The organism is Evansella clarkii, assembly GCF_002019695.1.
Taxonomy (GTDB): Bacteria; Bacillota; Bacilli; order Bacillales; family Salisediminibacteriaceae; genus Evansella; species Evansella clarkii.
Genome location: NZ_KV917376.1, coordinates 3,491,415 through 3,504,335, shown reverse-complemented (window position 1 = coordinate 3,504,335; position 12,921 = coordinate 3,491,415). Strand labels below are relative to the sequence as shown.

Genomic DNA, 12,921 nt, shown 5'->3' with positions numbered 1-12,921 from the left:
AAAATTGAAAACTCAGGGCATGCAAGATGCTCTTACGGGACTTCATTTTCGAAAATTGAAATCTCAGGGCATGCAAGATGCTCTTGCGGGACTTCATTCTCCAAAATCAGAATCGCAGGGCATGCAAGATGCTCTTGCGGGACTTCATTTTCGAAATTTAGAAACTCAGGGAACGCATGACCCTCTTGCAGGACTTCATTTTCGAAAATTGAAATCTCAGGGCACGCATGATCCTCTTGCGGGACTTCATTTTCGAAAATTGAAAACTCAGGGCATGCAAGATGCTCTTGCGGGACTTAATTCTCCAAAATCAGAATCTCAGGGCATGCAAGACGCTCTTGCGGGAATTCATTTTCAAAATTTAGAATCTCACGGCATGCAAGACCCTCTTGCAGGAATTCATTTGCGAAATTTCAAATCTCACGGCATGCAAGACCCTCTTGCAGGAATTCATTTGCGAAATTTCAAATCTCACGGCATGCAAGACGCTCTTACGGGAATTCATTTGCGAAATTTCAAATCTCACGGCATGCAAGACGCTCTTGCAGGAATTCATTTTCAAATTTTGAAATCTCACGGCATGCAAGACCCTCTTGCGGGAATTCATTTAAAAAATTTAGAATCTCACGGCATGCATGACCCTCTTGCAGGAGTTCATTTTCGAAAATTGAAATCTCAGGGCATGCAAGATGCTCATGCGGGACTTCATTTTCGAAAATTGAAATCTCAGGGCACGCAAGAAGGGGCGAAAGATAACCTTTCGTCCCTTCCTCAATGACCCTCCACATTAACTAGCTATTCACCGGCATCTGCCGTACAAATCTTACACATTATCAATGTCTTCCGCATCGTCCATCAGTTCATCGAAGCCAGCGGAGACTTTATCGAATTCTTCATCGCTCTCGAGTGCAGAAAGACCGCCGTCCTCATCTGCTCTAAGAAAAAAAACATCAATACCTTCAGTGTCACTGTCTTCCTCTTCCTCATGAAGATCTTCAACAAAGCTTACAGCAACGTATTCATGACCATCCATATTCATTTTAGCTAGAACTTCCACTTCCTGATCTTCATCATTGTCATCACTAATTGTAAATACTTCACCAACCTCAAGTTTTTCCATGCTGACAGTTCCTCCTTTTAAATTAGCCTGATTACCGAAATACGGTATAATTATTTTGCCGAAAGGGAGCCTGAGCTTCAATTCCAACATGCGGCTCTGGAATAAATCTCCCGACTATGGTACATTCGACAAGTGTCATATATTTTTCATTGTACCCGTTTCAGTTTTAGATTATCATTGAATTGGCAAGAAAAAAAGAAGGAGAAGAATGAATATGGGCTTATTTTTAATAAATGTAGTCAGTTATGCATTTACGATCTATTACTTCATGATGTTTGTCTACATTATATCTTCCTGGATCCCGGCGATGAGAGAAAGCAAGTTCGTCCAGATGATCGCACAGCTTGTGGAACCTTACTTGAACATTTTCAGAAAAATCATTCCGCCTCTTGGCATGATAGATATATCACCGTTAATTGGCATAATCCTCTTCCGGTTTATTTCAGACTTTGCACTTAGAGGACTTATTACTGTTTTCGATTTAATTGGCCTCCTTTAAAACGAGACCTGAATATGCAAAAGAAATGCTCCCCCGTTCGTCATGACGGGGGAGATTATTTTGGTTTTTTAAAATAATTAGTGCCCTTGTCATGAAAAACTTTCTTCCATTTCTTTCTCAATAATTTTTAACTCGATCAGCTTTGTATCTATGTAAAACGGACGTATGAAGGACTCATACGACCGGAATCTACTTGGCATTAAGGCAAAAAGGTAACATGAAAATTAACTTAAGGACCAGCAGAAAAATAAACCAATTCAGCACAAATTAAACTTCATGTTTACAACTGGTAATTTTTGTTTCGTTCATGTTAGATAGAATATACATTAGATTGTCAAAGTATCTTTAAGAAAAACGCATTTTATCGAATATTAAACCAGAATATAAGGAAATTTGTATTATTTTATAAGATTTTTTGCTAAAATGTCTTTCTTTTTTTGATTCCTCTGTTAAAATGAAACAGGAATCAATTGAGAAAGAGGTGTTTCATTATGCTGTGGCAGGCGTTAATTATTTTTATCTCGCAAATCTTGTTCGTCCCTATTCTTACGTTGCGGACAATTATGATGGTGAAGGGCCTCAAAGGAAAAGCAGCCGGTTTCGGAATTTTAGAAGCTGTCATTTACGTTGTTGCCATTGGTATGGTGTTAAGTGATTTAACGAATTATTATAATATGGCTGCCTACGCGTTAGGATTCGGGGCAGGTTTATATATAGGTGCGTGGATTGAGGAAAAACTGGCGATTGGTTATGTAACCATTGAAGCAAATATTCCGCAAAGAAATGAAGCGTTGATCAGCAGGCTGAGGGAAGTGGGCTTCAGTGTTTCCACGTCAAGCGTGGAAGGGATCTCCACAGACCGTTATTTGCTTTACTGTACAGCGAGACGGGACAGAGAAAAAGAATTTTACCGGATCATTGATGAGTTTGAAGAAAAAGCGTTTGTCGCTTCGTATGAACCGCGGAACTTCAAAGGCGGTTACATTACAAAAGGTATGAAGCAGCGCAGAGAACGCTGGTTAAGGAAGAAAAAATCAGCATAACATATATTATTATGACCAGGTGGCTGAGGCTGCCTGGTTTTGTTTATTTAGCGGGTATTTCCGGGGATGATAGTATATAGGTAAATTTACCACAAAATCAACCGCAATCTGAAAAGTAGGCATACAGTTTTTTACCAAAAGGAGGAGTTTCTGTGGAACAGGTACCTTTATTTGTTGATACAGAGTGGCTTGATAAAAGACTTGATGATCCGGATTTAAGGCTGATTGATGCAACAACATTTTTGAAGATTCCTGAAGATGGCGGACAGGCAGAGGCATGGCCCGGAAAGGAAGCATATGACAAAGAGCATATTCCTGGGGCAGTGTTTGCGGACATCTTAAGTGAATTGTCCGATCCGGAAGCCGAGCTCCCATTTACCGTACCCCCAAGAGATAAATTTATTGAAAAAATGAGTGAATTAGGTGTCGGAGATGGGACATACGTTGTCATTTACGACCAGGGCCCACTCGTTGGTGTCCCTGTTGTCGCTTCTTACTGGGCATCCCGGCTTGCATGGCAGCTTAAATATGAAGGATTCGATAATGTAGCGGTACTGGAAGGGGGACTGCCGAAATGGAAAGATGAAGGCAGGCCAGTAACCGATAAACCGGGAGCTTATCCGAAAGGTAACTTTAAAGGGGAGCGCCGCCCTGAACTTCTGGCAACAAAAGAAGACGTAAAAAGGGCGATGGACGACAAAGATACAGTTCTCATTAACAGCTTGTCAGAGGCAGATTTTCTCGGCGAGACAAATACGTATGCCCGCAATGGCCACATCCCCGGAAGTAAGAATGTATTTTTCGGAGACTTATCAGACATGGAATCAAAGGAGCTCCACGATGAGGAAGATCTCCGGGAGACTTTTGTAAAAACGGGAGCTCTTGATCCGGATAAAAAAGTAATCACTTATTGCGGTGGCGGAATCGCTGCCACATGGAACGCGCTTGTTTTAAACAAGCTGGGACAAAAAAACGTTGCAATCTATGACGGTTCCATGAACGAATGGACCGCCGATCCGGACCTGCCATTAGATAAAGGGAAGAAATAAGGATCCCTTATCAAATAGGAACAGGCAGCCTCCTTTAATTGAGGCTGCCTGTTTCTGTATCTGATTTAATTATAGCATTAATTTCCAGTTTTAATCAGTCTTTATTTCTTCAATCAGACTGGTAAGCTTAGAATATACTTGATTGGGGGAATTGGATGATAGACTACAGGATTAAAAACGCAGGGGATTATGCACAAAAAATTGGTGAACTTGTTTCAATGCTGGAACATACCAGAGCTGTTACTCTGGAGGAAATAAAGGATTTAAGCGAAGAGGACTTAGATTCAGTGGCAGATGAAACTTCAAATACGATCGGCGCCCTTTTACACCATATTGCTTCCATTGAATATGTACATCAGGTTATTTCATTTGAAGGACGGGATATTAACGAGGCGGAAATGGAACAATGGAAAACTGCTCTGGAGCTTGGGCCGGAAGCCAGAAAAATCATTTGCGAAAACCCTGTTAGTTATTATATGAATGAATTGGCTAAAGTCAGAGAAAAGACTTTGCTGAAATTCAAAGTTATAAACGATGATTGGTTATTTGAAGAGAAGAAATGGGGAAACGGTGTTCCTCATAATAATTATTATCTTTGGTTTCATGTCATGGAAGATGAGATAAACCACCGAGGGCAAATCAGAATGCTCAAACGTATGCTTTCCGGAAGCAAATAAGCTTTTTACATAACAAAAGCTCAGAGCCGGCTTTGCAGCAACTCTGAGTCATATTCTTCGTGCAGCTCAGTTTTCATTTTTCCGGCCCCTACAGGTTCAGTGTACCGGTTGTCATACCTTTCCATGAGCATTAAGGTGAAAAATACACCAACAGCAAGTAATACTATTAAACTGGCAGAGAGAACAAGAAACGTTAAAATTGATTTTACTATACCGTATTCCAGTACTTTATCTTTTGCTTTCTGAATCACAGGAAACCACCTCTTATGTACAATGATTCTTATTTTTACAAATTATGATATATCCTTCCATTATTCTAACGTATGAAAACAGAATTTTCTATGTGTTTACTCTTTTTTTCCTAAGCACAGTTTCAGGAAACAGGGTATAGGAAAGTGTCCGATAATAGATAAGATAAGGAGTGATAACTATGGACATATTTTCAGATAAGGCATTGAAAGGAAAACACGTATTAATCACAGGAGCCACAGGGGGGATTGGCTATGAAACTGCAAAAGTTACAGCTGCCATGGGAGCAAAAGTATCCGTTACAGGAAGAAACGAGCTAAAACTGGAAGAGTTGATGGGTGAACTGAAAAAGGTCGCACAGGAAGAAAATCTTTTTATGAAGGCGGCGGATATAACAAAGGAAGGGGACAGGCTGGAGCTTATAAAAGAATGCAGAGATAAATTTGGACCGGTTACCCATCTTGTTAACTCTGCCGGCATTGCAGGAGGTTCTGTTGTAAGAGAGCTTGAGGAAAATAAAATGAGAGACATTATGGAGCTTAACTACTTTGCAACTGTGCGGCTTACACAGCTTGTTTACGAAGGAATGATGGAACAGACTAAAGCCGGGGGCGGAGCGATCGTGAATGTCTCCTCGTTATCGGGATTAAGAGGTACATACGGCAATTCCGCCTATGCGGCCAGTAAATTCGCAATCACCGGCTTTACCCAGTCTTTCGCAGTGGAAGCGATTGAACATAACATTCGAGTCAACGCCGTATGTCCAGGTTTTGTAGACACAGACATGGGAATCAATGCAATCAAACGAAAAGCCGGACGGGAAAGCAAGAGTTTTGAAGAGAAGATGAAGGAAGTGGAGAGCGGCATTCCTTCAGGAAGAATCACTACTGCCAGGGAAGTGGCGAACACTATCGCTTTTCTCTTAACTGACGCAGCTGAAAACATCGTGGGAGAATCAGTGAAAATATCCGGCGGAAGTGTGATGTAAGTTTAAACGAAACCGACAAGGGTCTGGTCCTTGTTGTTTTGGCCCTTGTTGTTTTTTTAAAATTTTCTGATTTCTTTTTTTATGTCACGGTGTGATATAGTCATGGTATTACATAACATGTTGCTTGATGTATGAAGGAAACAACGATGGAGGCGGTTGATTTGGATGTAAATAAAATGATGAAGGCTTATTTGCCAATGACGGAAACCGCTTATTATATTCTTCTTTCCCTGAATAAACCTCGCCATGAATACGGAATAGTTAAACATGTGGAGAAATTGACAAACGAACGGATCCGCCTCAGGTCAGGTACGGTTTACGGGACATTAACGAAAATGCAGCGTGACGGAGTAATGACTGTATATGCAGACGAACAGCGTATAACAAATTATCAAAATAGGCGAGAAAACTCCCTCTTCAAGCGTGTGAAGGGCGGAGCCCAAGGGTAAGGGGAAGATGAATCGCCTTCAGGCAAGAAATGGCTTTGGTATCTCAATTACCCGAAAATAAAAGGAACAAATGTTCGGACCCTCCTGTTTCATCTGGTATAATAATAGGAGGAGGTGAAAACCAAATGCAAGTAAAAAAGGCTTACAGATTCCGCATCTATCCAAACTCAAAACAGGCTGAACTGATCAATAAAACGATTGGCTGCGCACGTTTTGTCTACAACTATTTTGTTGGTAAACAAAAGGAAAAAGATGCTTATTGGTGTATCGTTCAGGAAATGGTCCAAAACGGACAGCTGCCTCAAAATAACTGGAAAGGTGAGCTTTTCAACAAAAACAAATCCATTAAAGCTGTTCGTGAATTGAAGAAGAATCATCCTTTCTTAAAAGAAGTCGATAGTATTGCCCTCCAAAAGTCCGTTGAAATTGTTAATGACGCCTACAGCCGGTACTACAAAAAACAAAACCGCGAACCACGTTTCAAATCCAAAAAGAACCCTGTTCAGTCCTACACCACGAAATCTGTAAATGGTAATATCCAGATTCACCCTAAACACATAAAACTGCCAAAGCTTGGTCTTGTCCGGTTTGCGAAGAGCCGTGAGGTGGACGGACGGATCATCAACGCTACCATTAGACGAAGCCCTTCAGGCAAATACTACATTTCCATTTTAGCTGAAACAGAAGTTGAGCACCTTGAAAAGACAGGGACGTCTATTGGGATCGATGTTGGGTTGAAGGATTTCGCTATTCTGTCTGACGGAACCATCTATAAAAACCCAAATTTTCTTCGTACATTGGAAGAAAAATTGGCAAAAGCGCAGCGCATTCTGTCCAGACGGTATATGGGTTCGTCCAACTGGCATAAACAAAAAAGGAAAGTTGCCCGCATTCACGAGAAGATAGCCAATGCGAGAAAAGACATGTTAGATAAAATCTCCACCGAAATAGTCAAAAACCACGATATTATCGGAATGGAAGATTTGTCTGTGAAAAACATGTTAAAAAATCACAAACTCGCTAAATCCATCAGTGAAGTTGCCTGGTCGCAATTTCACAGAATGCTGGAGTACAAGGCTGGCTGGTACGGCAAACAAGTCGTTACGGCAGCCAAAAACTTTGCCAGCAGTCAACTGTGCTCGAACTGCGGCCACAAGCATAAAGGCGTTAAAAATCTTGCGATGCGTGAATGGGATTGCCCTGTGTGCAACACGCATCACCAAAGAGATATTAACGCAAGCATAAACCTTCGTAAAGAAGCCTTACGATTAACCGCAGGAACTGCGGGGATAGCCTAATCAAAACTGACTTAGGTTGGTGTTCTTAGGAATCTCCATCTTCAAATTTCTAGTGAAATTAAGGTGGAGTAGTTCAAGAAATCACACCTGCTGGTAAAAAACTGATCAGTGCTGAAATCGGCAGGCTTAAAGAGCTGTATGAAAATGGATCCGCAATAAAGGGGGAGTTTGATGGATAAAAAAGTATTCAGGCCCTTATGGAGTTTTGATGTGCCAAAAACAGAAACCTGGCTCTCTGAAATGGCCGAACAAGGCTATCTTTTATACGAATTCAGAAAAAGCTCCAGCACGTTTCTGTTTAAACAGGGCAGCCCGGGAAGAGCAGAATTTAAAATCGGCCTGGATAAAAAGAAGAGTGATGTTCTTCCGGACGCCCTTGTGAACGACGGATGGCGCATGGTTTCCAGAAAAGGTGCCTGGTATGCAGCGGTAAATGAACAGCCTCAGGAGCAGATCAAAACAAGCATAGTTCAGGATAACATTGTAAAGCGGAATCAAAAGCTGTTTTATTTATTCATTAGTATTCTCGTATTCCTGACTGTCTGGATGTTTAATTTTGTAATGGATTATATGTGGATGCAGAGTTTGCCTGAAGCGATACAGGAACATTTGAGGGACACTGGCGGAATGGTAACTAATCCGCTCGTAATTTTTCCAGGGATTATTATTAATGTATTGCTAATCAGCCTTCTGGCCTATTTTCTAAACACTATCAGGAATTCAAATAAACAGCTTACCCACAGAAACTCCGAAGAAGAAGACCTTGAACATGGGGTTGTGGAAGGGCAAGAGCTCATTCCTTTTGAAGAGGAAACAAGCCTTAAAAAGGAAGGGAAATTGGTCGTTAAACGGTATTTTGGCTGGAAGTTTGCACCAGACAAACTGGAAAAACGGCTGGAGGAAATGGAGGCAAAAGGTTTCCAGCTCTACCGGATCAGCTGGTCAGGCATCAGCTTTTACTTTCTCAGCGGCAGCCCCCGGCGGGTAAGTTATAAAACGGAGTTTCAAAATATGCCAGATGAGAGATCTGCTGGTATGCACAAGGAAGCAGGATGGAAACAAGTATATTCATCTGCAAGCTCTTTTCCGAAATGGAGGATCTGGTCACAGGAATATAGCAAAGATGGAGCAAAACCAGTGTTGTACAGTGATCAGCCAACAAAACAAAAGCAAGCCTTGAAAATGGCGATTAATTCCACACTTATATTTATCCCGGTAATCGCTCTTTATAGCTTTTATATATGGACGGATATTAACTTAGCCACAGAAAGTATATATTATACAATCACCTGGCCAGTGATTATTATCTTCTCTATAATCGTTATCCTCTTTTCTTCTTTCACTATAAGATCGTGGCTGTATTATTTCCGAATGAAAAAGATAGAAGATTAACTTTTTGATACAGGAACAGCTTCCTTTTTCCAGGCAGCTGTTTTTTATTAACTTCGTTTGAATTTCTTAGGAGGCGCTAAGACAAGGGGAGAAACCATACAGGAAGGAAAAAATTAACTCTCGTATTCGTTTGAAGTTAAATATTGGCTTGATGACATAGGAGTAAGTGCAAAAGTTCATTACATAAGAGAAGAAAACACTATTACAATTTCAAAGGGAGGAGAGCAGACATCGGGCGGGTCTGCTCCCTGATTTGTATTATATTACATAGGTTTTACTGCGCCCAGTTCGTGCAGCTCACGGTAAATTTCACGATATTCGGTGAAAGAAATCAGGCCTCGGACATATTCACTTTGCAGTAAGTCTAAAAGTTCGTTTACGTGATTAGGATTATGTTTTTTTACTTCAATAAACTTCAAAATGAGATTTTGCAACATAGTATGTTCCTCCTCATATGAGTATTGGTTACACTTTTACCTTATCACAGGAATTTACTATTCTCTTATATTTTAAATTTTTTAACTTCCGACAGATAGCTACAAAAATCTCCGCTTCCTGCAAGGGTTCGAAGATCTTTTCCTTTACATGAACCGTGTTACTGGCATGCAGTGGACGGACTATCAACAGTGATAATGATAATCACCATTCCTTATTGAAAATATTTTTACCCATCAAGAGCATATCACTTGTTCATAAAACCCTATTTTAATATAATATAATCAGTTGATTAAAATTATTATTGTTTAGTAATAGGTTTAATCAACAGACACTGTTATAACATTTAATACAGTGTTATTCCTAAAATTTCTCGAGGAGGTTTTTATTCATGGCAGAGAACAAAGATAAGAATTCTTCAAAAGAACAAGAACAAAACCGCGAGACGCTGACAACGCGGCAGGGCCATCCAGTGACGGATAACCAGAATATCCGCACCATCGGCAATCGCGGGCCAGCTACTCTTGAAAACTATCACTTTATTGAAAAAATCTCTCATTTTGACAGGGAAGAAGTGCCGGAGCGGGTTGTCCACGCACGTGGAGCAGGAGCCCATGGCTACTTTGAGACATACGGAAAAGTCGGTGATGAGCCAGTAGAAAAATATACACGGGCGAAAGTATTTTCCGGCGCTGGAAAAAGGACGCCATTACTTGTTCGGTTCTCTACAGTTGCAGGAGCGAAAGATTCACCTGAAACAGACAGGGACCCTCGTGGTTTCGCAGTAAAAATGTACACAGAAGACGGAAACTGGGATCTCGTTGGGAACAACTTAAAAATATTCTTTATCCGAGATGCAATGAAGTTCCCTGATATGATTCATGCTTTCAAGGCAGACCCTGTATCCAATGTTAAAAATCCAGAACGCATGTTTGACTTCCTTTCTAAGACGCCGGAAGCTACACACATGGTAACATTCCTGTTCTCTCCTTGGGGAATCCCGGCAACATACCGCCATATGCAGGGGTCAGGTGTTAACACTTATAAATGGGTGAATGACGAAGGAAAAGCTGTGCTGGTGAAATACCATTGGGAGCCTAAGCAGGGTATCCGCAACCTGACACAGGAAGAAGCAAATATGATACAGGCGAAAAACGTTTCCCACGCTACGCAGGATCTGTATCAGGCAATTGAAAATGGGGATTATCCCGAATGGGAGCTGTTCGTTCAGATTATGGAAGATGATTATCATGAGGAACTGGACTTTGATCCACTTGATGATACAAAACTGTGGCCGGAAGATAAATTCCCATGGCTGCCGGTTGGGCGAATGGTCCTGGACCGCAATCCGGAAGATTACCACGCTGAAATCGAGCAGGCTGCCTTTGGCACCGGGGTACTTGTAGACGGGATGGACTTCTCTGATGATAAAATGCTGCAGGGCCGAACTTTCTCCTATTCAGATACACAGCGCTACCGTGTAGGTGCAAACTACCTGAAATTACCGGTAAATGCGCCGAAAACTACAGTACGGACAAATCAACACAGAGGGCAGATGGATATGCGCAATCCCAGGGAATCAGGGGACAACCCGCATATTAACTACGAGCCTTCCACGCTTGGCGGGTTTGAGGAAGCAAGTAAAGAAGATCGTCCTAAACACCAGCCAAAGTATAGTGCATCTGCAATGAGCGCGCCTATTGACCGTCCTAACAACTTCGGTCAGGCAGGGGAGACGTACCGCAGCTTTGAAGACTGGGAAAGAGACGAGCTAATTAAAAATCTGTCCGACGCTTTAGCCATATGTGACAAACGTATTCAGGATGCCATGATCGGTTATTTCACCGAAGCAGATGAAGATTACGGACGCCGCGTAAAAGATGGGATCGAACAAAAAATGAAAGAACTTAAAGAGAATAATGAAGAGGAAGTACCAGGCCGCGAAGCAGGCAGCAAGTCTAAATTCGGCCAGGGATACCCAGGAGCAAATAAAGCAGCAGAAGAAGCCCCGAAAAAAGGGCACGATGCTGAACCATATTAATACCCGATTGTACTTGTAAAAAATCAGGAGGAGGCTGTATTTTCAGCCTCCTTTTTTGATAATCAGGTTTTCTTCATAAAAAAGCCGTATGGCAAATGCCATGCGACTTTTTTTACGTAAAGTTGTTTTACCTGCTGAACCGGTGATAATTTATCCCGATGTAACCGTCCGCAAAACTCCCGCTTCCAAACATGAGTGGAAGCGAAGAGGTTTAGGCGGAAGATAACGGACGCTAACATCCCGATTTGTTCAACTAACAATCAGTGGGGGATGAATAACCCCCACTGATTGAAGGTTCACTTTATAAGACCTGCGATAAGAACGCCTGCGTTCTTTCATGCTGAGGGTTGTCGAAAATTTCTTCCGGTTTTCCTTCCTCTACAATATAACCGCCGTCCATGAAGATCACCCTGTCGGCCACTTCCCGGGCAAAACCCATTTCATGGGTAACAATGACCATTGTCATACCTTCCTTCGCCAGATCTTTCATAACTTCCAGCACACCGCCAACCATTTCCGGGTCGAGGGCAGACGTTGGTTCGTCAAAAAGCATGATGGAGGGCTCCATTGCGAGAGCGCGGGCTATTGCAGCACGCTGTTTTTGTCCTCCTGACAAATTATCAGGGTAGACCTTTGCTTTTTCTGCCAGGCCAACTTTTTTAAGAAGCTGCATGCCAATCTCTTCAGCTTCTTCCTGAGATTTCTTTTTTAGACGCTTAGGAGCTGCTGTTATGTTTTCAAGCACTGTCATATGAGGGAAGAGGTTGAACTGCTGGAAAACCATCCCTAACTTTTGGCGCATTTTATTAATATTATTTTTCGGATCAGTGATGTCTGTTTCTTCGATATAGATTGAACCTCCAGTAGGATCTTCCAGCCGGTTTATACAGCGGAGAAACGTACTTTTACCAGAACCGGAAGGCCCGATTACGCAGACGACTTCCTGGCGTTCCACTTCCGCATTTATATCTTTCAGTACTTCAAGTTTTCCAAATGATTTTTTCAAGTTTTCTATCTTAATCATGAGACATCCATTCTCCTTTCAAGCCAGCGGGACACGAGTGTGAGGGCGTAGATTATTATAAAATACAGAATTCCTACGACAGTCAGGATTTCAAATGCGCGGAAATTCGCTGAGTAAATAGACTGTCCTGACATGGTCAGCTCGGCAATCCCTATCACTGACAGAAGGGAAGTGTCCTTAATGCTGACGATAAACTGGTTAACAAAAGCAGGTAGCATTCGTTTTACGGCCTGTGGCAGAATGATGATCCGCATTGTTTCTCCGTATGAAAAACCGAGTGTTCGTCCAGCTTCCATTTGCCCTTTGTCTATTGAATTAATACCAGCCCGGAAAATTTCCACGAGATAGGCTCCGGCATTTATACTGATTACAATTATACCTGCTGTAAAAGCAGAAAAACGAATATCAGTTACTGCGGGGATACCGATATATATATATAGGATCTGAACTAAAATAGGTGTTCCGCGAATGATGTTTACATACACAGTGGATATGCCGCGGAGCAGCTTGTTTTTTGAAATACTGAAAAGCCCGAAAACAAGACCGATTACTAAAGCAATTGCCAGTGAAATTATTGTAATTAAAACTGTCATCTGCAGTCCTTTTAACAGGACTGGCATAGCATCAAGCATAACGTTAATGGTATCGATGGTTGAC

The 12,921-nt window shown here is 41.7% G+C and carries 15 protein-coding genes; 10 read left to right on the top strand and 5 right to left on the bottom strand.

All coding sequences use genetic code 11. From position 1 onward, the window contains the following. The first annotated feature begins 4 nt into the window (after positions 1–4). Positions 5–778, top strand: coding sequence for a hypothetical protein (locus tag BK582_RS16255; protein WP_078596044.1), 774 nt, complete (start codon positions 5–7; stop codon positions 776–778). Positions 779–823: 45 nt separating this feature from the next. On the opposite strand, the gene BK582_RS16250 is transcribed toward BK582_RS16255, so the two are convergent. Then, on the bottom strand, positions 824–1,120 hold the full coding sequence (locus tag BK582_RS16250; protein ID WP_078598083.1) for a DUF1292 domain-containing protein: 297 nt from the start codon (positions 1,118–1,120) through the stop codon (positions 824–826). A gap of 214 nt (positions 1,121–1,334) precedes the next feature. Here BK582_RS16250 and BK582_RS16245 point away from each other — a divergent pair, with 214 nt between their 5' ends. The 4 genes from BK582_RS16245 (at position 1,335) to BK582_RS16230 (ending at position 4,388) form a co-directional block, all read left to right on the top strand. Beyond that, a complete protein-coding gene (locus BK582_RS16245) occupies positions 1,335–1,619 on the top strand; it encodes a YggT family protein (RefSeq protein ID WP_088034367.1) in 285 nt (94 codons plus the stop codon). Positions 1,620–2,113: 494 nt separating this feature from the next. After that, positions 2,114–2,662 carry a DUF2179 domain-containing protein gene (locus BK582_RS16240; protein WP_167553359.1) on the top strand — a complete coding sequence of 183 codons (549 nt, stop codon included), beginning with the start codon at positions 2,114–2,116 and terminating at the stop codon, positions 2,660–2,662. 152 nt (positions 2,663–2,814) lie between these two features. Further along, entirely contained in the window at positions 2,815–3,711 is an 897-nt protein-coding gene (locus BK582_RS16235) for a sulfurtransferase (protein ID WP_078596041.1), read from the top strand. A 155-nt stretch (positions 3,712–3,866) separates the two neighbouring features. Next, complete coding sequence (locus tag BK582_RS16230; protein ID WP_078596040.1) at positions 3,867–4,388, top strand: DinB family protein; 522 nt, start codon at positions 3,867–3,869, stop codon at positions 4,386–4,388. Between the two features lie 20 nt (positions 4,389–4,408). Here the strand turns inward: BK582_RS16230 and BK582_RS16225 are convergent, their stop codons facing one another. Beyond that, entirely contained in the window at positions 4,409–4,639 is a 231-nt protein-coding gene (locus BK582_RS16225; protein ID WP_078596039.1) for a hypothetical protein, read from the bottom strand. Positions 4,640–4,818: 179 nt separating this feature from the next. Here BK582_RS16225 and BK582_RS16220 point away from each other — a divergent pair, with 179 nt between their 5' ends. The 4 genes from BK582_RS16220 to BK582_RS16205 all read left to right on the top strand — a co-directional run bounded on the left by BK582_RS16220 (position 4,819) and on the right by BK582_RS16205 (position 8,764). Next, positions 4,819–5,625, top strand: coding sequence for an SDR family NAD(P)-dependent oxidoreductase (locus BK582_RS16220; RefSeq protein ID WP_078596038.1), 807 nt, complete (start codon positions 4,819–4,821; stop codon positions 5,623–5,625). Positions 5,626–5,756: 131 nt separating this feature from the next. Next, complete coding sequence (locus BK582_RS16215) at positions 5,757–6,074, top strand: PadR family transcriptional regulator (RefSeq protein WP_244895407.1); 318 nt, start codon at positions 5,757–5,759, stop codon at positions 6,072–6,074. Positions 6,075–6,199: 125 nt separating this feature from the next. Continuing rightward, the gene (gene tnpB / locus BK582_RS16210; RefSeq protein ID WP_078596036.1) at positions 6,200–7,372 is read left to right on the top strand and encodes an IS200/IS605 family element RNA-guided endonuclease TnpB; all 1,173 of its coding nucleotides are present in this window, start codon (positions 6,200–6,202) and stop codon (positions 7,370–7,372) included. A gap of 171 nt (positions 7,373–7,543) precedes the next feature. Next, positions 7,544–8,764, top strand: coding sequence for a DUF2812 domain-containing protein (locus tag BK582_RS16205; protein WP_078596035.1), 1,221 nt, complete (start codon positions 7,544–7,546; stop codon positions 8,762–8,764). Between the two features lie 263 nt (positions 8,765–9,027). Here BK582_RS16205 and yppF read toward each other — a convergent pair whose 3' ends face one another. Further along, positions 9,028–9,201 carry a YppF family protein gene (gene yppF, locus BK582_RS16200; protein ID WP_078596034.1) on the bottom strand — a complete coding sequence of 58 codons (174 nt, stop codon included), beginning with the start codon at positions 9,199–9,201 and terminating at the stop codon, positions 9,028–9,030. A 389-nt stretch (positions 9,202–9,590) separates the two neighbouring features. Here yppF and BK582_RS16195 point away from each other — a divergent pair, with 389 nt between their 5' ends. Further along, positions 9,591–11,240 (top strand): catalase, encoded by a 1,650-nt coding sequence (locus BK582_RS16195; RefSeq protein ID WP_078596033.1) that lies wholly within the window; start codon positions 9,591–9,593, stop codon positions 11,238–11,240. Positions 11,241–11,541: 301 nt separating this feature from the next. Here BK582_RS16195 and BK582_RS16190 read toward each other — a convergent pair whose 3' ends face one another. Then, positions 11,542–12,264: an amino acid ABC transporter ATP-binding protein gene (locus BK582_RS16190; protein WP_078596032.1), complete on the bottom strand. Its 723-nt coding sequence runs from the start codon at positions 12,262–12,264 to the stop codon at positions 11,542–11,544. Further along, entirely contained in the window at positions 12,261–12,896 is a 636-nt protein-coding gene (locus BK582_RS16185; RefSeq protein ID WP_078596031.1) for an amino acid ABC transporter permease, read from the bottom strand. Before BK582_RS16185 ends, BK582_RS16190 begins: the two co-directional genes overlap by 4 nt. Positions 12,897–12,921 lie beyond the last annotated feature (25 nt).